The 17,651-nt window shown below is 66.1% G+C and carries 16 protein-coding genes; 3 read left to right on the top strand and 13 right to left on the bottom strand.

Features of this window, described 5'->3' with window-relative positions; translation table 11 throughout:
- Positions 1 to 83: 83 nt before the first annotated feature.
- The 12 genes from AC1DHL_RS24900 to AC1DHL_RS24845 all read right to left on the bottom strand — a co-directional run bounded on the left by AC1DHL_RS24900 (position 84) and on the right by AC1DHL_RS24845 (position 13,657).
- Positions 84 to 1,751, bottom strand: coding sequence for a proton-conducting transporter transmembrane domain-containing protein (locus AC1DHL_RS24900; protein WP_478163711.1), 1,668 nt, complete (start codon positions 1,749 to 1,751; stop codon positions 84 to 86).
- Positions 1,748 to 3,277, bottom strand: a complete 1,530-nt coding sequence (locus AC1DHL_RS24895; protein ID WP_478163710.1) for a complex I subunit 5 family protein — start codon at positions 3,275 to 3,277, stop codon at positions 1,748 to 1,750. The genes AC1DHL_RS24900 and AC1DHL_RS24895 overlap by 4 nt, the downstream gene beginning before the upstream one ends.
- Complete coding sequence (locus AC1DHL_RS24890; RefSeq protein WP_478163709.1) at positions 3,278 to 3,622, bottom strand: NADH-quinone oxidoreductase subunit K; 345 nt, start codon at positions 3,620 to 3,622, stop codon at positions 3,278 to 3,280.
- Positions 3,619 to 4,560 (bottom strand): hydrogenase subunit MbhD domain-containing protein, encoded by a 942-nt coding sequence (locus tag AC1DHL_RS24885; protein WP_478163708.1) that lies wholly within the window; start codon positions 4,558 to 4,560, stop codon positions 3,619 to 3,621. Before AC1DHL_RS24885 ends, AC1DHL_RS24890 begins: the two co-directional genes overlap by 4 nt.
- The gene (locus tag AC1DHL_RS24880) at positions 4,557 to 4,886 is read right to left on the bottom strand and encodes a cation:proton antiporter (protein ID WP_478163707.1); all 330 of its coding nucleotides are present in this window, start codon (positions 4,884 to 4,886) and stop codon (positions 4,557 to 4,559) included. The genes AC1DHL_RS24885 and AC1DHL_RS24880 overlap by 4 nt, the downstream gene beginning before the upstream one ends.
- A complete protein-coding gene (locus AC1DHL_RS24875) occupies positions 4,883 to 5,170 on the bottom strand; it encodes an MrpF/PhaF family protein (protein ID WP_478098072.1) in 288 nt (95 codons plus the stop codon). The genes AC1DHL_RS24880 and AC1DHL_RS24875 overlap by 4 nt, the downstream gene beginning before the upstream one ends.
- Complete coding sequence (locus tag AC1DHL_RS24870; RefSeq protein WP_478163706.1) at positions 5,163 to 5,690, bottom strand: Na+/H+ antiporter subunit E; 528 nt, start codon at positions 5,688 to 5,690, stop codon at positions 5,163 to 5,165. The genes AC1DHL_RS24875 and AC1DHL_RS24870 overlap by 8 nt, the downstream gene beginning before the upstream one ends.
- Before the next feature lie 18 nt (positions 5,691 to 5,708).
- Positions 5,709 to 8,789, bottom strand: coding sequence for an efflux RND transporter permease subunit (locus AC1DHL_RS24865; protein WP_478163705.1), 3,081 nt, complete (start codon positions 8,787 to 8,789; stop codon positions 5,709 to 5,711).
- Entirely contained in the window at positions 8,786 to 9,862 is a 1,077-nt protein-coding gene (locus tag AC1DHL_RS24860) for an efflux RND transporter periplasmic adaptor subunit (protein ID WP_478163704.1), read from the bottom strand. The genes AC1DHL_RS24865 and AC1DHL_RS24860 overlap by 4 nt, the downstream gene beginning before the upstream one ends.
- Positions 9,863 to 10,109: 247 nt before the next feature.
- Positions 10,110 to 11,465, bottom strand: coding sequence for a tetratricopeptide repeat protein (locus AC1DHL_RS24855; protein ID WP_478163703.1), 1,356 nt, complete (start codon positions 11,463 to 11,465; stop codon positions 10,110 to 10,112).
- 168 nt (positions 11,466 to 11,633) lie between these two features.
- A complete protein-coding gene (locus AC1DHL_RS24850; RefSeq protein ID WP_478163702.1) occupies positions 11,634 to 12,680 on the bottom strand; it encodes an AI-2E family transporter in 1,047 nt (348 codons plus the stop codon).
- 50 nt (positions 12,681 to 12,730) lie between these two features.
- Positions 12,731 to 13,657 (bottom strand): LysR family transcriptional regulator, encoded by a 927-nt coding sequence (locus AC1DHL_RS24845; RefSeq protein WP_478163726.1) that lies wholly within the window; start codon positions 13,655 to 13,657, stop codon positions 12,731 to 12,733.
- A 126-nt stretch (positions 13,658 to 13,783) separates the two neighbouring features.
- Here AC1DHL_RS24845 and AC1DHL_RS24840 point away from each other — a divergent pair, with 126 nt between their 5' ends.
- The 3 genes from AC1DHL_RS24840 to AC1DHL_RS24830 are packed head-to-tail and all read left to right on the top strand — an operon-like array spanning position 13,784 to position 16,945.
- Complete coding sequence (locus tag AC1DHL_RS24840) at positions 13,784 to 14,737, top strand: hydroxymethylglutaryl-CoA lyase (protein ID WP_478163701.1); 954 nt, start codon at positions 13,784 to 13,786, stop codon at positions 14,735 to 14,737.
- Positions 14,734 to 15,888 (top strand): CaiB/BaiF CoA transferase family protein, encoded by a 1,155-nt coding sequence (locus AC1DHL_RS24835; RefSeq protein WP_478098056.1) that lies wholly within the window; start codon positions 14,734 to 14,736, stop codon positions 15,886 to 15,888. The genes AC1DHL_RS24840 and AC1DHL_RS24835 overlap by 4 nt, the downstream gene beginning before the upstream one ends.
- 52 nt (positions 15,889 to 15,940) lie before the next feature.
- The gene (locus AC1DHL_RS24830; RefSeq protein WP_478098054.1) at positions 15,941 to 16,945 is read left to right on the top strand and encodes a Bug family tripartite tricarboxylate transporter substrate binding protein; all 1,005 of its coding nucleotides are present in this window, start codon (positions 15,941 to 15,943) and stop codon (positions 16,943 to 16,945) included.
- Between the two features lie 9 nt (positions 16,946 to 16,954).
- On the opposite strand, the gene AC1DHL_RS24825 is transcribed toward AC1DHL_RS24830, so the two are convergent.
- Entirely contained in the window at positions 16,955 to 17,647 is a 693-nt protein-coding gene (locus AC1DHL_RS24825; RefSeq protein WP_478098052.1) for an aromatic-ring-hydroxylating dioxygenase subunit beta, read from the bottom strand.
- Positions 17,648 to 17,651 lie beyond the last annotated feature (4 nt).

Below are 17,651 nucleotides of genomic sequence, written 5' to 3'. Positions count from 1 at the left end.
TCCTCACTGGAATGTTCGACAGGGAGATCGATATCGTTTGAAGCATCAGGAGATCCGCCAGGGCATGCAAGTGTTTTTCAGGGTCAGGCTGCGACTGCGAGCAGCCAGACGAAGAGCAGCGTGATGACGAGCAAGGCGATGCAGGCGATCGGCCAGCGCCGCAGGAAGGTATCGCTGTGTTCGAACCCCGCGGCGGCTGCCAGGCTCGCACCCTTCAGCCCGCCCAGCGCGATGCCGATGTCGCCCGCCGGTACGCGCGGGAGAAGCTGTCTCGACCGATCCAGCACGAAGGCGAGCACAGCACCCACCAGGACCGGCCACAGCGCTGCCCACAAGGCCTCGGGCGCGAGGGCCTTGGGCAGTGCGTCGACCGGGAATTCGAGATACAGCATCCACGGCACCACGAGCGATGCCAACGCCATGACCAGCCACGCGCCGACCAGCACCCCGGGCGCGCGTGCGTCGGCATCGGGCGCCGCGTTGTCGCTCAGGCAACGAAGGAAGTGGATCATGAGGAGCGTGGACGCGACCGACGACACAACCGCGATGCTGCCGGCCAGCCCGTCGCCCAGCAGATCCTTGGCCGCGTACTTGGCGAGCGAACCGCCGGTCAGCGGCAGGCCACCCAACCCCAGCGCGATCACCGCGGCCGGTATCAGCATCGGCCACAGATGCCGCCGCCCCGTGAGACCGATCACGCCGACGGCGAGGAACAGCCCGCCCTTCACCAGCAGATGGTGCGCGGCATAGAAAGCCACGGCCATCGGTGTGCTGCCATCGCCGGCGGCTAGCCCCATGCCGATCACGGCCGCGACGAAGCCCATCTGACTCACGCTCGAATAGGCAAGGACGACTTTGGGCCGCGACTGCGTGATGCCGATGAGCACGCCGTACAGGGCGCCGAACAGGCCGACGGTGGCGAGCGGATAACCGAAGTCCGGCAGCGCCACGTCCAGCGGCAGGAAGCGCACCATCGCGATGACGCTGGCCTTGACCACCGCGCCGCTCATCACCGCGGCGGCCGGGATCGGCGCGGCGCCGTAGGCCAGCGGCATCCAGAAATGCAGCGGCACAAGGCCGGCCTTCATGCCGAGGCCGATGAGCAGCAAGGTCAGCGTGAGGTCACGCGTCGGCGACGTGGGCAGCGCGGCCACGGCATCGCGGATCAGCAGGCTGCCGTCCGGCGTCGCGTTCGCCATCAGGATCAGGCCGGCGAGCAGGAAGGCTTCGGCGAGCAAGGCCAGTCCGAGGTAGAGCGCACCCGCACGCAATGCATCGGGCCCTTCACCCTGGAGCACGAGCCCGCTGGCGCCCACGCTCAGCACGGCGAGCAGGAAATAAAAGCCGATGAGGTCCGCCGCGAGGAACACGCCGACGCAACCGGTCAGCGTCATCAGCCAGCACACGACGAGGCCGTCGGGCTCGGACTTGTCGCGCAGGAAGCGCGCGGCATACACGCCGGCGACCATCCACAGCAGCGCGGCAACACCCAGCAACATCGCGCCAGGCGCATCGACAGCGAAGCTGAGCGCGAAGCCTGCATTGCCCACCACGAGGCTCGTTCCATCGTTGTCGAACAAGGCCGCCAGGAGCGCCGGGATGGGCGCGAACACGAACAAGCTCGGCATGCGGCGCCGCAGCGGCTTCCAGGCGCAGGCGATCAACAGCACGAGCGGAACACCGATCGCCAGCGGCACCATGACCTGCACGCCGAGCAGGATCGCGAGGAAGGTCGCGGAACCGATGATCATCGCGCCCCCGTCGGCAACAGCGCCGGGCGGCCGATCTGCGCCACGTCGATCGGACACAACGCAGCGGCACCCAGCAGGAACGAGCACAGTGCCAGCACCAGCACGGCCACCTGCTGGTAGCGCGGGACGGACTTCTTCGGCGTCCAGCCGGGCTCCGCGGGCGCCATGGCGCGCACGACCACCATGAACACGTAGGCGCTGGTGAGCAGCCCGCCGATGAGCATCACGAGCACCCACCACCATTGCGCCGTCGCGATCGCGGCAGAGAGCAGCAGCCACTTGGCGAGGAAGCCGCCCGACGGGGGCAGGCCGATCAGCGACGCGCCGCCGAGCGCGAACGCGAGCAGCGTCATCGGCAATGCACGGCCAACGCCGCGCAGGTCCGCAACGCGGTCGTGCCCCAGCGTGGAATAGATCAATCCCGCCGCCATGAACATCGCGGCCTTCGCGGTCGCATGGGAGATGGCCTGGAGCATGCCGCCGGACACGGCCGATGCGCTGTCGATCTGCGCAGCCTCCAATCCGGCGACGAGCGGGAACATCAGGAACAGATAGCCGATCTGCGCGACCGTCGAATACGCGATCAACAGCTTCAGCCGCGCCTGCCGCAGCGCGACGACATTGCCGACCAGGATCGCCGCAGCGCCGAGCGCCGCGAGCAACTGCGTCGAGGGCAGCGTCAGGACATCCGCGAACACGTCGAGCCACAGGCGCACCACGAGAAACCATGCGCCCTTGATCACCAGTGCGGAAAGCACCGCGCTGGCCGCGGCCGGCGCGCCGGCATGCGCGGGCGGCAACCACAGGTGCAACGGAAAGAGCGCGGTTTTTGCGAGCAGCCCGACCGTCATCAGCGCGGCCGCCGACCAGGCGATGGGCTCGGGCCGGATCTGCGCCGCCAGCAGCGCCATGTCCATCGTGCCGTAGGCGCCGTAGAGCAGAAAGGCGCCCAGCAGGTAGAACATCGAACCGAGCAACGCGAACAGCAGATAGCGCAGCGCCGATTGCAAGGTTTCGCCGCGCCCGTCGAGACTGACCAGCGGAACGCCGGCGAAAGTCAGCAATTCGAGCGCGACATAAAGCGTGAACACGTCGCCGCTCACGAAGACGAGGTTGAGCGAGCCCCAGACCGCCAGCAGCAGCAACCAGAACATGAACGGCGCCCGTGCCTCTCGCACGCCGGCCGGCGTGCCGAAATCGCCGCGCGCATAGATGCCGATGACGCCGATCACCACCGCCACAGCGACCAGCATCACCACCGACAAGCCGTCCGCCCGCAGCGCCACGCCGAGCGGCGGCACCCAGCCGCCGAGGAGATACACCAGCGCGCCGCCCGATTCCACGAGCGCGTCGGCAATGGCGATGGCGATGCCGAGCCCGATGAGAAGCGTCGCCATGGCCACCCGTTGCGCATGGCGGCCGCCGAGCACGAGCCCGACCAGCACGCCCACGAAGGGTACGAGCACGGCCAGCACGAGCAGCAGGCCGCCCGGTGTGGTCAGGTCCATCGGGGCGGAAACCGGCACCTAGTGCCCCCCAAGGGCATCTGTCGCCTCGGGCCTGGGCGGCTCGACGATCAGCGTTGCCGAGCCGGTCTCCTCGAACAACCGCAGCAGCAATGCGACGGCCAGCGCGGAAGCCGCGAAGGCGACGACGATGGCGGTGATCAGCAGGGCCTGCGGCACCGGATCGCCGCCCATCCCGGCACCCGCTCCCCGGCGCGCGATGACAGCGCACACCAGGAAGATGCCGTTGCCGATCAGGTTGAACGACAGGATCTTGCGCAGCGGTTGCGGGCTCACGATCAGGCCGTAAAGCCCGAGGCCGACGAGCACCGCCGCGCAAAGTCCGAAGAGCGTGGGCGCGTTCATTTCGGCTCCGCCCTTTGCGGTGCGCCCGCGAGCAGCAAGCCCAGCGTGAGCGCAAGGGAAGGCAGCAGTGCGAACTCGACCACGAGAATCCACGGCTTCGCGTAGCCCTCTGGATAGGCAAGGAACGCACCGGCCGCGCCGACGCCTGCCAGGCCGATGAGGATGAACACCACGGGCCCGATGGCGAGCCCGATGCGCAGCGACGTGCCGCTCACCGGCGGCGCATCGGCGAGGCCCGCCATCATCACCAGCAGCCACATCGCGGCCAGGATCGTCGCGCCCTGGAACTTGCCGCCCGGGTTGTCCGCGCCCACCCACAGGATGTAGACGGCGATGACGATGCCGATCGGTGGCAGCACGCGCGCGAAGTAGGCAAGGATGCCGTTGGGATCAGACACCGGCGCCGCCCCCGGCCGTCCGCCCCAGGCCCGGTCGGGCGCGAGCGACCACACGCCGATCAGCGCGAACAGCAGCACGACGGCCTCCAGCAGGGTGTCCATGGCGCGGAACGAGAGCAGCACCGCGGTGATCGGGTTGCCGACACCGGTGGACGCGATGTTGTCCGCCACCGCTTGCGCGAGCGTCGGCGCAGGGTCGGGCAGCAGCAGCACGCAGGCAGCGATCACGGCCGCCACCGCGACGGAAACGATGGCCGCCACCACGCGCGTCAGCACCCCGGGCCGCTGGGCGACGGACTGTGCTTCGGTCGCGCGCAGCCGGGCCGCCGCGCCGACCAGCAGCGCACCGGTCAGACCCGCACCGATCGCAGCCTCGGTCATGGCCACGTCGATCGCCGACAGCCGCAGCCACACCGCGGTGAGCAAAAGTCCATAGGGAATGAATCCGGCGACCGCCGAGAACGTGTCGCGCACGAAGACAGTCCAGGTCGCGAGCCCGAGAAAGAGCAGCACCAGCGCGACATTCAACGTCAAGCTCATCGCGATACCTCCCGCGGCGTGGCCGACCCTGAAGCGCCGCTTCGCTCACCGCGTCGAATCGCACGTGCGATCAACTGCGACGAGACCGCAGACGCCAGCAAGACCAGGAACCAGATGAAGATCAGCTTGAGCCCCAGCAGCACGCTGCCGACTTGCGGGAGCAGGCCCAGCACCACGAGACCCAAGCCCAGGTTGTCGGCCTTGGTCAGCGCATGCAGCCGCGTGTACGAATCCGGGAAGCGCAACAGGCCGACCACGCCGGCAAGGAAGAAGAATGCACCCGCCGAGATGGCGACGATGGTGAAGATGTCGGCGACTGCGCTCATGGCTTGTCACCCTCATCGGCATCTTGGTCGACGAGCGAGGACCCTGCCTTCACGAACGCGATCGCGCTGAAGGCCGCAAGGATCGACAGCGTCAACACCACATTGATCACGGACTCCATGTCGTGCAGCGCACCCAGCAGCAGCATCGCCGCGATCCCGCCTGTCCCGAAAAGCTGCGCCGCCATCATGCGGTCGACGTTGCCCGGGCCGCGCAGGACGCAGACGAGCCCCGCGGCCACCATCAGGAAGACAAAGGAGGAAGCGCCGAGAAGGAAGTCATCCATGGCGCTCCCCTGTCACCAGCGCGCCCGTGAGCAGCTTTTCCTCTTGCGCCATCTGCTGCGCGAGCGGCTGGGTGATATCGAGGCAGTGGAAGACGATCGCGTGCTCCGATTCGCCGACCGGCACCGAACCCGGCATGAGGCTCATGATCGAGGCGAACTCGTTGCGCGCAAGCCCCGGCGGGAAGTTCACCGGGCAGTCCACGAAGCCCGGGTTCAGGGGCATGCGCGGATCGAGTGCGCGGCGCCCCACATCCACGCCCGCCAGCACCGACTGCCAGAGGAAGTGCGGGACGAACGCCAGCAGCGAGCGGAAGCGCACATGCCCCGCCTCGCGCGGCAGAAGGCGCACGCTCGTCCACGTCGCGGCGATGGTGGAAATCAGCCCGATGGCGAGATCACCGGGCTTCGCGCTCGGCATCAGCACCACCCACATCGCGAAGAACATCACGCCGCGGGCCAACGCGGTGCGGGCCAGCGTCGGCGTGCGGGCCTCGGCATGATTGGAAGAATCGGTGGTCAAGGCGATCACCTCCGCCGATCACGCCGTTTCGATGACCGGTTCCGCCGGGTCGCCGGGCGGCGTCGGCTCTTCCTTGCCGAACACCGCCACGTACACCGTCGGCAGGAACACCAGCGTCAGCAGCGTGGCCACAAGCAGGCCACCCATGATCGCGAAGGCCATCGAGCCCCAGAACACGGTGGGCGCGATCGGTATCAGCCCCAGCACGGTCGAGATCGACGTCAGCATCATCGGCCGCAATCGCGAGGTGCCCGAGGCCACGACGGCGTCGTAGACGCTCTGCCCCTCGGCGCGGTTGGTCTCGATCTGCACGATGAGAATCACCGCGTTCTTCGCGATCATGCCGATCAGCGCCAGGATGCCGAGGATCGCGACGAAGCCCAGCGGACGGTTGAACAGCAGCAGCGTGATGACCACGCCGATCAACCCCAGCGGCATGATGCAGACCACCATCGCCAGGCGCCGGAAGCTCACCAGCAAGATCATCATGCTCACGAGCATGAGCACGATCATCAAGGGCACGACGGCGTAGACCGATGCGCTCGATGCGGCGCTTTCCTCGAACAGGCCGCCGGTCTCCACCTTGTACGACGTCGGCAGCTTGGCGTTGAATTCCTTGACCCGCGAGGCGATCGCCTCGACCACCGTGTCCGGCAGCTCACCGTGCACGACGTCGGCACGCACCGTCAGCGTCGGCACGCGATTGCGCCGCCAGATGAGCGGCAGTTCCTGCTCTTCGGTGAAGGTCGCGAACTGGCTCAGCGGCACCATCCGGCCGGTGGGCGTCGGCACCTGCAGCGAGCTCAGCGTCGAGAAGGACACCCGCTGTTCGTCGGTCGCGCGGGCCACCACGTTGACGAGGTAGATGTCGTCGCGCACCTGCGTCACGGCCGATCCCGTGATGGCTGCGTTCAGGATGGCCGACAGCGTCGCGGTGCTGACGCCCAGTTGCCGCGCCTCGTCCTGGTTGATGCGCACCTTGACCTGCCGGGCAGGCTCCATCCAGTCGAAGTTGACGTGCCGCACGCGCGCATCGGAGCCCAGGATGTCGGCCAGTTCGAGCGCATGCTTGCGCACCTCGTTCTGGTCAGGGCCGCTCACGCGGTATTGCAGGGGCCATCCCACGGGCGGTCCGAGTTCAAGCGGGGAGACGCGTGCAACGACATCGGGGAACTGCTCTGCCAGTGCCTTTTCGAGCTTGTTCTGCAGCCTGTCGCGCGCATCGAGGTCCTTGGCGACCACGACAAACTGCGCGAAGAAGGGATTGGCCAGCTGCACATTGAGCGTGAGGATGAAGCGGATCGCGCCACGCCCGACGTAGGTGCTGAAGTGGTCCACATCCGGGTCGTCCTTCAGCAGCGCCTCGAAGCGCTCGGCCTGCGCTTCGGTCGCATGGATCGACGCGTTCTGCCGCAGGGTCATGTCGATGGTCAGCTCAGGCCGATCGGAGGCCGGGAAGAACTGCTGCGGCACGAAGCGGAGCAGGAAGATCGTCGCGACAAAAGCCGCAATGGTGAACGCGATGGTGATCCACCTCGCGCGAATCGCGGCCTGCAGGAAGCGGCTGTAGAGCACCAGCACCTTGCCCGGCTTGGCCGGCGCGGCATCGGCCTTGGGCGCCTTCAGGATCGCCTTGCCCACCAGCGGAGAGAAGATCACCGCGCCGAACCACGACACGATGAGCGCGATGGCCACGACTGCGAAGATCGAGAAGGTGTATTCGCCCGCGGAACTCTGTGCAAAGCCGATCGGCACGAAGCTCGATATGGAAACCAGCGTGCCGATCAGCATCGGCGCGGCGAGCGTCCTGTACGCGAAGGTCGCGGCCTGGTCCTTGGTGTCGCCCGCGGTGAGCCGGTTGATCATCGCGTCGACGGTGGTCATGGCGTCGTCGACGAGCAGTGTCAGCGCGATGATCAGCGCCCCCAGCGAGACCCGGTGCAGGTCGATGTGCAGGACATCCATGATCGCGAACACGATCGCCAGCGTCAGCGGGATCGACAACGCGACCACGGTACCGGGCCGCACGCCGAGGCTGACGAAGCTGCACACCAGGATGATGATGATGGCCTGCCACAGCGACGCCATGAAGTCGTTGATCGCGACGTCGACCGTCACCGCCTGGTCCGCGACCAGCGTCGGCTGGATGCCGTGCGGCAAGTTCGCGGTGATGCCGTCCATCTCGTGCTTGAGGTTGCGGCCGAGCGCCAGGATGTCGCCGGCGTCGCGCATGGCGATGGCCAGGCCGATGGCAGGCTTGCCGTTGACGCGGAACATCGGCTGCGGCGGATCGACGAAGCCGCGCCGCACGGTGGCGATGTCGCCCAGCCGGATCATGCGGTTGCCGAGCACGAGGTTGACGGCCTCGATGTCGCGCTCGGAATCGAATGAGCCGCTCACGCGCATGAAGACGCGCTCCTGGTCGGTCTGGATGGTGCCGGCCGGCCGGATGACGTTCTGCGCCTGCAGCGCGCCGACGATCGTCGGATAGTCCAGCCGCAGGCCGGCAAGACGCTCGGTCGAGAACTCGATGTAGATCTGCTCGTCCTGCGCGCCGAGCACTTCGATCTTCGAGACGTCCGGCACCTGCAGCAGTCGCGAACGTGCCGACTCGACGTAGTCACGCAGTTCGCGGAAGGTGAAGCCGTCGGCGGTGAACGCGTAGATGATCCCGTAGGTACTGCCGAAGTCGTCATTGAAGAACGGCCCCACCACGCCCGACGGCAGCGTCTGCCGCATGTCGCCGATGTTCTTGCGCACCTGATACCAGATGTCGGGCACCGCGGCGGCTGGCGTCGACTGCAGCAAGTCGACGAAGATCGTCGTCTGGCCCGCGACCGTGTAGCTGCGGACGCGGTCGAGATGGTTGGTCTCCTGCAGCGTGCGTTCGAGGCGTTCGGTGACCTGCTTGAGGGTTTCATCGACCGTGGCGCCGGGCCACCCGGCGGCGACGACCATGGTGCGGAAGGTGAAGATCGGATCTTCAGCGCGCCCGAGGCGAAGGAATGCCAGCGTTCCAGCGGTCACCGCGATGATCATCAGGAACAGCACCAGCGAGCGCTTGGAGAGCGCCCATTCCGACAGGTTGGGGCCGATCACTGCGCAGCCTCGAGCATGCGGACCTGCTGGCCGGGGCGCAGCGCCTGCACGCCCGCGGTCACGACGATGTCGCCGGGCGACAGGCCGGACGTGACCTGGACGCGCGCCGCGTCAAAGGCACGGACCTCGATCGGGCGCGCCGATACGATTCCGGTCTTCGGGTCCACCACCCATACGGATGCGGCCTTGCCCGAGCGATTCAGGGCCGAGGCGGGGATATCGATCGCGGGCGCGGTTTCGAGCTTCATGCGCCCGGTGACCGTCGAACCCAGCCGCATCGCGGCGGGCGGGTTGACGAGCCGGACTCTCACACTGAATGTGCCCGTCACCGGATCGGCGCGCGGCGAGACTTCGCGCACCTGGCCTGCGGCCGTGATGCTCGGGTCGCTGGTGAGCGAGACCGTGATGGAAGGATTGGAAGGCGCGCTGTTCTTGACCGCTGCAGGCACGTCGAACACCGCGTCTCGTGCGCCCTCTCGCGCCACCTGGACGATCATGCGTCCGGCCTGCACCACTTCACCGGGCTCCGGACCGCGCGCCGTCACGACACCCGAGACACTGGCGTTCAGTCGCGTGTAGTTCACGCGGTTCTGCGCCAGCGTCACCTGCGATTGCGCCGTCTCGACCTGCGACTGCGTGACCTTGAACAGCGCATCGGCCTGGTCGAAAGAAGCGCGCGAGACCGCGTTCTCCTTCAGCAGATCGCGCAGCCGACCTTGATTGGTGCGCGCTTCGACGTTCTGTGCCTGCGCCGCCGCGAGCTGAGCGCGTGCAGACTGCAGAGCCGTCTCTTCATTGAGCGGGTCGAGGCGCGCCAGGAGCTGGCCCGGCTTCACGGTGTCGCCGACTTCGACGTTGCGCTCGATCAGTCTTCCATCGATACGAAACGACTGGTTGATTTCGGTCTGCGCCTGGACATTGCCGGTCAGGCTGACCGTGTCCCCGGCCACCCGAGTCTCGATCTTGATCACGCGCACCGGACGGATCTCCGCGACCGGTGCCTCCTCCCCACGTTTGCAAGCTGACAGCAATACCAGTGCGGCGAGAGCGAGGAGCGTCGTCGTTCTGGGCAAGCGACCAAGGTCTTGAGAGGCAAGTTTCACAGGCACGAGTGACGTCCTATCGAAGAGGTTGACCACGGTCAGCAGCAGGCGGGACCTGCGACATGCGTGACTTAGCATCCGTGGCGCGCAAATCTTTGTCAAGTCGACGAAAGCGAGGCCTGACCTCTCACGCTGCCCGCATAGAGCGGAAATTCGTTCGATTGCACAACGGATTCAATGACGCCGGCATGACGCCGGCGACTTCAAGACTCGCCTGCTAGAAGCTCTTGCGCACGTTGATCCAGTACTCGGTCGAGCTGTAGTTGAAGCCGATCGAGTTGCTCTGGTCGCGAATCCAGAGAATCTCCGGCCGGAGCGACCACGTCGGCGCGAAATCCCAGACCAGATAGGCCCCGACTTCGTAGAGGTTGTCCCGGCGTCGCAGAAGGACGGTGTTGTCGAGCGTGTCCGGATGAAAGTGCTCGACGTTGTCCGCATTGAAGAGGTCACGTTCCCACCACAGGAACGTTCCCCAGGCCAGTTTGCTGCTGACGGTGAAGTCCAGCGCCACTGTGGCGCCGAAGACGTCGGAATCGCCGTCAGGCCGGCTCGTTGCATAGTTGTGGCCGGCATGTCCGGTGACGGACAGGCTTCCGTCTCCCTCCATGAACGAACGGACCCAGCCCGCGGAAACGAGCGCGGTGGTCCGGCTCAAGTCGCGCAACGTACCCTCGGGGTAGCGGCGCCGCCGGATGTCCGCTCCCACGCTGAACTGGTTGTCGGGGTCATACCGCATGCGGTAGTCCGTGTAGATCGAAACATCGTTGCGGTAGTCGCCATTGCCGCGGTAGCTCGTCCGGCCCCTGAAGCCGGCCGCGAGGTTGTTCTCGCCGAAGGACTTGCTGCCGGCCAGGTTCCAGCGCAGGTCGGAGTCGTTCCTGCTGTTGGAGTTGTCGTAGTTCCGGTAGCGATAGTCCAGCGTGGCATCGATCGCATAGCCGTTCTCCAACGCGTAGTTCACACCGCCGCCCGCGCGTGCATTGAAGAAGGTGTCGCGCCGGTCGCCGCCGCCGAGCGCATTGGTGCCTACCGTGTTGTTCACGCGATATTGGCCGACGCCCGTCTCCGCATAGCCGAAGTGCGTCAGTGCCTTGTTCTCGTCGAGCGCCTGCCGCGCGGCCTGGTCATAGATCTGGACTTGCGAGAGAACGTCTTGCGGCACGTTGTCGAAACGCAGCACCGTCTCGAACTCGATCTTCGCCTCCGCGTACCGCCCGAGCAGGGAGTAGGCACGGCCCAATCCGAGGTGCGCCGCCGGGAAGTCCGGTCGCGCCGCAAGGCTGCGCTCGAAGAGTGTCTTCGCCCTTTCCCCCTGCTGCATGCCGAGGGCAGCGCGGCCCAGCAGATAGTTGAAGTCGGCATCGCCTGCGCTGGCGCCCTCGAAAGGCGCGAGCAGGTCGTAAGCCTCCTGGTACTTGCCGTCGCCAACCAGTTGCCGGGCGCGCGCAACATCGGGATCAGCGGCGAACGCAGCATTTGCGAACAGCACGGCCGTCGAGATGACAAGTGCCCGGAATGCGGGCCGCCACCGCGGATGAAGATTGCCACGGCCTTCAGCACGGATCTCGGTCATTTGGATGTCTCCTCGCATGCTTGAATCGCAGCCCGGCGCAGCGCCTTGGGCTCGAACCCTCTTCGGAAGCGCATTAAACACGCGGGCCGCCTCACGCGCAACGCGAACGATCGAGAGGCGCGAAGTCGTCGGATGGGCCATGATGCCGGGCCCCGACGGGTGGCGAATCTAGGGCTTGCCGTTGCGCGACAGCAGGACCGCAAGGGGCCGCGTGCCCGGAAACTCCGAGAAGATGATGGTCATCATCGCGGTGATCGGCACGGCGAGGAAGGCACCGGGAATGCCCCACAGTGCGACCCACACGGCAAGGCTCACCAGGATGGCGAAGGCGCTGAGGTTGAGCGAGCTTCCCATGACGATGGGGTCCAGGAAGTTCCCGATGAGGAACTGAACGATGGTCAGCCAGAGCGCGATCGACACGACGTCGCCCGTGGCGCCGAACTGCGCCATCGCCATGGCGCTCGGCAGCAGGATGCTCAGCACCGAACCGACGTAAGGCACGAAGTTGAGCAGGGCGATCATGACCGCCCAGAACGGCGCGAACTCGAGTCCTTCGTATCGCATGATCACCCAGCTCAACGCGCCGAGCAGGACCCCGAGGAAGGTCTTGAGCGCGAGATAAGCGCCGACACGCGCATTGATGTCGGAGATGACTTGCTTGATGCGCAGCGCATGCTGCGGACTGCGCGCAATACCCGCAATCTTGGCGTCGAGATGGTTCCTCTCGACCAGCAGGAAGCAGGCGTAGAGCGCGACCACGCCCACGCTTGCGAACAGCGACGACACCGATGACAGCGCCGAGCCCACCACCCTTTGAAGGCTCACCTGCGCGAGAAAGTCCCGCCGCAGCGTGGTCCATGTCGGCTCCCCCTCGAAGCGCAGGAACACCGCCACTTTCTGAACCCCGGCGAGCAGCGACTCCTGGTAGCGCGGCGCCTGGGCGATCACGCTGTCCTTGTTGGCGAGGATCGTGTAGACCACCATGCACAGCCCGAGGGCGATGATCAGCACTGACAGGATCGAAATGACCGATTCCGGCAGTGCGGGCCCGAGCAGCGGAATCCTGCCGATGAGGCGCGAGAGGCCGAGGATCACGTACACGACGAAGACGCTGAACATGATCGGCACGAACACATCGCGCCCGACGTAGAACACCCAACCGATCATCAACGCAATGGCGGTGCCATACACGAACGTTTGAAACCGGTGGTTCATCTTGAATGCAGCTCCGTGAAATGGATCAGGAAACGACGGCGGGGCCGATCTTATTCGCGCACAGCCCGTCGAGACCGCGCCGATGCGAGGCCTTCGAGATGCGACAAGAGCAATTTCGCCGCCGGCGACAGTTGCTTCTCGTCGAGAAAGCAGATGGTGAAACTGCGCTGCGCCCATCGATCGGTCAAGGGCAGCACCTTCAGGCCGTAGGCGGCCGCTACCGGTTCCGCCACCTCGCGCGGCATGACGGCGATGCCCAATTCGGCGCGCACGCAGCGCAGGGACGCATCGAAGGTCGACACGACCGCCCGATAACTCAAGGGCCGGCCGATGATGGCCGCGGCGCGCGCCAGCATGGTGTGCACAGCCGTGTTGGCCGGAAGGCCGACATGGTCGAAGTCCACGGTGTCCTCGAACGCGCACCGCTTTCTCCGTGCAATCGGATGCGCGGGATGAGCGACGATCGCGAGATGATCGTTTCTGTACGGCCGCGTCTGCAGGCCTTCGAGGTCGGCAGCATCCCAGCACACGCCCAGGGGTGCGAGGCCTTCGCGTAGGCCACGCACGAGATCGCGGCTCAGGCATTCCTCGATGTCGACGCGAATGTCGCGGTGCGCGGAAAGCTGCAGGAAGGCCGCGATGTCATCGGGAAGAAACTCCGCGATGGACGACACGGTCGCCAGCACCCGGACCTGCCCCTTGATGCCTTTGCCGTAGGCGGCCATGTCGCGCGACACGCGGTCCTGGCCGGCGAGCATCGCGCGCGCATGTTCGAGCAGGATCTCGCCCGCGCCGGTCGGTACGACGCCCCGACGCTTGCGCTCGACCAAGACATTGCCGACCACGCTTTCGAGCTGCGCGATCCGCTTGCTGACGGCCGAGGCCACGATGTGGTGCTGCTCCGCCGCACGCGCGATGTTCCGGGTTTCGCACACGGCCACGAAGAGCCGCAAGGTGGTCAGGTCTAGATCATGCATTCGAGTCATGAGATTCCGATGCGGAACGTCCAGCGTTCCAGAATACCGCTTTCATCATCATTCTGGAATCCCTAAAGTCCTCCCATCGGTGCTGCCCAACCGCACGCCCCCGAGATGGAGACACACATGACACCCCGACATCCGCGCCTGCCTGCGAGCGCCGTGATCCGCGAAGTGGGACTGCGCGACGGCTTGCAAAGCATCGCAACGATCCTGCCGACGGAGCACAAGCGCGAGTGGATTCGCGCTGCGCATGCGGCAGGCCAGCGCGAGATCGAAGTCGGCTCCTTCGTGCCCGCACGACTCTTGCCGCAGCTTGCCGATACCGCGGAGCTCGTCGCTTTCGCGAAGACACTGCCCGGTCTTTTCGTCTCGGTGCTGGTGCCGAATCTGCGCGGCGGCGAGAACGCCATGGCAGCGGAGGCCGATCTGATGATCGTCCCCCTGTCGGCCAGCCATGCGCACAGCCTCGCCAACTTGCGCAAAACGCCGGATGACGTGGTCGGCGAAGTGGCGCGCATTCGTGCGGCTCGCGACTCGACGGGGTCAAGCACCTTGATCGAAGGCGGCGTGGGCACCGCCTTCGGCTGCACGATCCAGGGGCAAGTCGAGAAGAGCGAGGTGTTGCGCCTCTTGCAAGCGTTGCTTGACGCCGGCGCCGATCGTGTCAGCCTTGCCGACACCGTCGGTTACGCAGACCCCGCGATGGTCCGCGACCTGTTCGAGGAAGCCTTGAAGATCGCCGGCGAACGCTTCTGGTGCGGCCACTTCCACGATACGCGCGGCCTGGGGTTGGCCAACGTCTACGCGGCACTCGAAGTCGGCGTGAACCGCTTCGACGCCTGCCTCGCCGGCATCGGCGGTTGCCCCCACGCACCCGGCGCGAGCGGCAATGTATCCACGGAAGACCTGGCCTACATGCTCGGCAGCATGGGCATCGCAACGGGTGTCGACATCGCTCGATTGCTCGCGCTGCGCCAGCGGGCGGCCGGTTGGCTCGCCAGCGAGAAGCTGCATGGCGCGCTGTGGCAAGCCGGGTTGCCGAAGACATTCCAGAGCACTCAAGGCACATTCCAATGACCGACTTCACCTCGCTCCCTCTCGCCGGCATTCGTGTCGTCGAATTCACCCACATGGTCATGGGCCCGACCTGCGGAATGATCCTGGCCGACCTTGGCGCCGAGGTGATCAAGATCGAACCGCCCGGCGGCGACAAGACGCGCAAGCTGCCCGGCCTCGGCATCGGCTTCTTTCGATCGTTCAATCGCAACAAGAAGAGCGTGGTGCTTGACATCACGACCGAAGAAGGCCGCGCGACCGCGACCGAACTGGTCGGTGAATGCGACGTCGTGCTGGAGAACTTCAGGCCGGGTCTGATGGAGAAACTCGGCCTCGACTATCCATCCCTGTCGAAGAAGTTTCCGCGGCTCATCTACGTCACGCACAAGGGCTTCCTGCCGGGGCCCTACGAGCATCGTCTCGCGCTGGACGAGGTGGTGCAGATGATGGGCGGGCTGTCGTACATGACCGGGCCGGTCGGCCGGCCGCTGCGGGCAGGCACGTCCGTCAACGACATCATGGGCGGCATGTTCGGCGCGATCGGCGTGCTGGCCGCGTTGCGCGAGCGCGATGCGACCGGCAAGGGCCAGGAAGTGCAGAGCGCATTGTTCGAGAACTGCGTGTTCCTGAGCGCACAGCACATGCAGCAATACCTGATGACGGGCGAAGCCCCGCCACCCATGCCCTCGCGCGTTTCGGCCTGGAGCGTCTACGACGTCTTCACGTTGGCGGAAGGCGAGCAGCTCTTCATCGGCGCGGTCAGCGACAAGCAGTTCGTGACGCTGTGCAACGTGCTCGAACGGCCCGATCTTCTCGATCACCCGGAATTCGGAACCAACGCTTCGCGCGTCGCCGTTCGGCCGGAGCTCCTGCTGAAGCTCGGCGAGATTCTTGCCGGCCACCGGGTCGAGGATCTGGCCCCCAAGCTCGAAGCAGCCGGCATTCCCTACGCGCCGATCATGCGGCCTGAGCAACTGGTCGATGACCCGCACCTCAAGGCCAGCGGCGGACTCGCACCCATGACGACGGATGAGGGCGACGTGACGGACGTGGTTCTCCTGCCGCTGATGATGGGCGGACGCAGGCCCGGTGTCCGATCGGCACTACCGAAGGTCGGCGAGCACAACGAGGAAATTCTTTCCAGGCTTGCTTCACGAAGCCAACCAGCCTGAATACGGCGATGGTCGAGATCGCCCGCACATACCTGCAAGGAGACAAGACGACATGAAAGACGACAAGAGTAGTTTCGGCGCTTCGAGCGCGGTCATTTCGCGCCGCACGCTGCTGGGCTTGGGCGCCTCGGCGCTGGCCGCCACCGCGCTTCCCGCGCTGGCGGAATCCGACAAGCCTGTGCGCATCATTCTTCCGATCAGCGCGGGGTCCGGCGTGGACGTGATCGCGCGTGCCGCGGCCCCCGCACTCGGCAAGTCCTTCGGCCAGCCGGTGGTGATCGAGAACCTGCCGGGCGCCGGCGGCATCACGGGCGCATCGGTCGTCGCGAAGGCGCTGCCCGACGGGTCGACCTTGGGCCTGTTCTCCAATAATCACGTGATCAACCCGGCGGTCTACAAGAAGATGCCCTTCGACGCGATCAACGATTTCACACCGATCAGCGTGATCGGCGCGACACCGCTCGTGCTGGTGGCCACCAAGACCCTGCCGGCGAAGAACGTGAAGGAACTCATCGCGCTGCTCAAGGCCAAGCCGGAGGAATACAACTTCGCATCGTCCGGCAACGGCACCGTGATCCATCTCGCAGGTGAACTCTTCCTCGATCAGGCGGGCGCGAAGGCGCGCCATATCCCGTACAAGGGCACCGGCCCGATGGTGACGGACCTGATCGCCGGCCAAGTGCAGTTCGGCGTGGTCGCGCTCCCGGCAGCGCAGCAGCACATCAAGAGCGGCGCCGTGCAGGCGATCGGGCTGTGCGGCGCCAAGCGCTCGCCCGCGGCGCCGGACATTCCGACCATCGCGGAGCAAGGCCTGCCCGACTACGATATCGAAGGATGGTTTGCCGTGGTGGGCCCGGCCAAGATGGCGCCCGCCGACGTGAAGCACATCCACGAAGCCTTCGTCAAAGCCTTCACGAGCCCCGAAGTGATGGACACGATGAACAAGCAAGGCAACGTGATCAAGCCCACATCGCCCGAAGACGCCGCCAGGCTCTTTCGCAGCGAAGCAAGCCGCTATGCGGTGCTCGCGAAGAAGGCGAACGTGACGCTGGATTGAGCCACGCGCCTAGACCCAGATCTGCAGTACGTAGTCGAACGGCGCCTGGCCGTTGAACAGGTCGACGCGTTGCAACGCGATGCGCAGCGCGCCGGCCGCATCTCGCACCAGCGTGTGCCGATAGGTACCGCCGAAATGGCGCATCGTGTCGCGCCGCAGCTCCATCATGTGAAAGCGCGAGCGCACCTGGATCGTCGTGCCGTCGACGGATTCGATCGCGACATTGCCGACGACGTGGTGGGTCTCCCACATCGGCGCCTGCGACCACGCATTGGGGTGCGAGACGCGGCCCTTGCGGATTTCCATCATCAGCTTGTCTTCGGCAAAGATCGACGGCGAGCCCTCCCATTCGGTCTGTTCCGGCGTCACCGGCATCCAATAGACGCCGCGCTCGTCGAACAGGTCCATCCACGCTTGCCAGTGCTTGCCGTCGAGCAGTTCGGACTGGAGGTAGAGAAGTTGCTCGACCTCGCGCTGCAGCTCGACGCTCGCGCCTGTGGCGATGATCAGGCCGGCGCGAGGCAGGGCCGCTGCGGTGTCCACGGGCGCGCGCGGCGAATGGTCCGGTGCGATCACCTGTGCGCCGGTGCGCGCCTCGCCCGGGGTCGCCTCGATCACGACTTCCTGCGCGAGAAGATGCTCGAAGTCGGGGCCGGCGTTCGGGATCGCCGCGGTCTTGCTTGATGGGTCCTGGGTACTCATCGCG

It is taken from the genome of Variovorax sp. 10L426, assembly GCF_056395305.1.
Note: the sequence above shows the minus strand (reverse complement) of the source record. Positions and strands in the feature narration are given on the sequence as shown.

Coding starts and splice junctions, on each gene's coding strand:
- AC1DHL_RS24830 (WP_478098054.1), top strand. CDS start 15,941: ATGAAAGACGACAAGAGTAGTTTCGGCGCTTCGAGCGCGGTCATTTCG.
- AC1DHL_RS24835 (WP_478098056.1), top strand. CDS start 14,734: ATGACCGACTTCACCTCGCTCCCTCTCGCCGGCATTCGTGTCGTCGAA.
- AC1DHL_RS24890 (WP_478163709.1), bottom strand. CDS start 3,622: ATGAACGCGCCCACGCTCTTCGGACTTTGCGCGGCGGTGCTCGTCGGC.
- AC1DHL_RS24885 (WP_478163708.1), bottom strand. CDS start 4,560: ATGAGCTTGACGTTGAATGTCGCGCTGGTGCTGCTCTTTCTCGGGCTC.
- AC1DHL_RS24855 (WP_478163703.1), bottom strand. CDS start 11,465: ATGACCGAGATCCGTGCTGAAGGCCGTGGCAATCTTCATCCGCGGTGG.
- AC1DHL_RS24840 (WP_478163701.1), top strand. CDS start 13,784: ATGACACCCCGACATCCGCGCCTGCCTGCGAGCGCCGTGATCCGCGAA.
- AC1DHL_RS24875 (WP_478098072.1), bottom strand. CDS start 5,170: ATGGATGACTTCCTTCTCGGCGCTTCCTCCTTTGTCTTCCTGATGGTG.
- AC1DHL_RS24825 (WP_478098052.1), bottom strand. CDS start 17,647: ATGAGTACCCAGGACCCATCAAGCAAGACCGCGGCGATCCCGAACGCC.
- AC1DHL_RS24880 (WP_478163707.1), bottom strand. CDS start 4,886: ATGAGCGCAGTCGCCGACATCTTCACCATCGTCGCCATCTCGGCGGGT.
- AC1DHL_RS24900 (WP_478163711.1), bottom strand. CDS start 1,751: ATGATCATCGGTTCCGCGACCTTCCTCGCGATCCTGCTCGGCGTGCAG.
- AC1DHL_RS24850 (WP_478163702.1), bottom strand. CDS start 12,680: ATGAACCACCGGTTTCAAACGTTCGTGTATGGCACCGCCATTGCGTTG.
- AC1DHL_RS24845 (WP_478163726.1), bottom strand. CDS start 13,657: ATGCATGATCTAGACCTGACCACCTTGCGGCTCTTCGTGGCCGTGTGC.